Genomic DNA, 1060 nt, shown 5'->3' with positions numbered 1-1060 from the left:
ACGATGCGCAGCCTGAACTATTGCTCAGCGATGCCGTGGGACGCCGAGCCTTGGGCGATACGGCACTGGCTTGCGTGCCTGCACTGCATCTGGATGCGTCGCAACTGCCGTGGTCCACTCAGTCACCGAGCAATCCCGACACAGCAATGCTCGGCCTGTGTGCCCGGCATCTGGCTTACGTCATCTATACCTCCGGCTCCACCGGGATGCCCAAGGGCGGCATGGTGGAACATCGCCAGCTCGTTCATTTGATGCAAGCGCAGATTCCGCTTTTCAAGGTTTCAGCGCAAAGTCGAATTCTGCAGTTTGCATCGTGCAGTTTCGATGCAAGCATCTTTGAAATCGTCATGGCTTTCGGCTCGGGTGCTTCACTCCATCTGGCCAACCAGGCCCAGCGCCAGGCCGCAGCATGGCCGAGCTATCTCAAAGAACATGCGATTACGCACGCCACGCTGCCTCCTGCCTTGCTGCGCGAACCCATTGAATCGGTGCAGTTGGCCGATTTGCAGGTGCTTATTCTGGCGGGTGAGGCACCAGATACCGCATGGACGCATGCACAGAAGACAGGTGCTGCAGTCTTCAATGCTTATGGCCCCACAGAATGTACGGTGTGTGCCACGGCATGGTGTGACGTTAGCGGTGGTCCGGCCGGCTCCATCCCGATCGGCCGCCCGATCGCCAACACACGCATTTACGTGCTGGATGCGCATCGTCAACCGGTACCGCGCGGCGTTGCCGGCGAGCTGTACATCGGCGGAGCCGGCGTCGCGCGTGGCTATTTGAACCGTCCGGATCTCACGGCCGAGCGCTTTCTCGAGGACCCATTCAGCCCGCACGCCGATGCACGGATGTACCGCACCGGGGATCTGGCGCGATACCTGCCCGATGGCAACCTGGAATTCCTGGGCCGTAACGACCACCAGGTGAAGATTCGCGGCTTCCGCATCGAACCGGGCGAGATCGAAGCGCGTCTGGCCGAGCATCCGCAGGTGCGTGAAGCGGTGGTGATTCCGCGCGAAGACGTGCCGGGCGACCAACGCCTGGTGGCCTACCTCACCAC

1 protein-coding gene is annotated in these 1060 nt (G+C 61.4%); it reads left to right on the top strand.

Features of this window, described 5'->3' with window-relative positions:
- A partial coding sequence (locus ISS99_RS00040; RefSeq protein WP_204629521.1) for an amino acid adenylation domain-containing protein occupies nucleotides 1-1060 on the top strand: 1060 nt, incomplete at both ends.

It is taken from the genome of Dyella mobilis (genome assembly GCF_016904945.1).
Lineage (GTDB): Bacteria > Pseudomonadota > Gammaproteobacteria > Xanthomonadales > Rhodanobacteraceae > Dyella_B > Dyella_B mobilis.
Note: the sequence above shows the minus strand (reverse complement) of the source record. Positions and strands in the feature narration are given on the sequence as shown.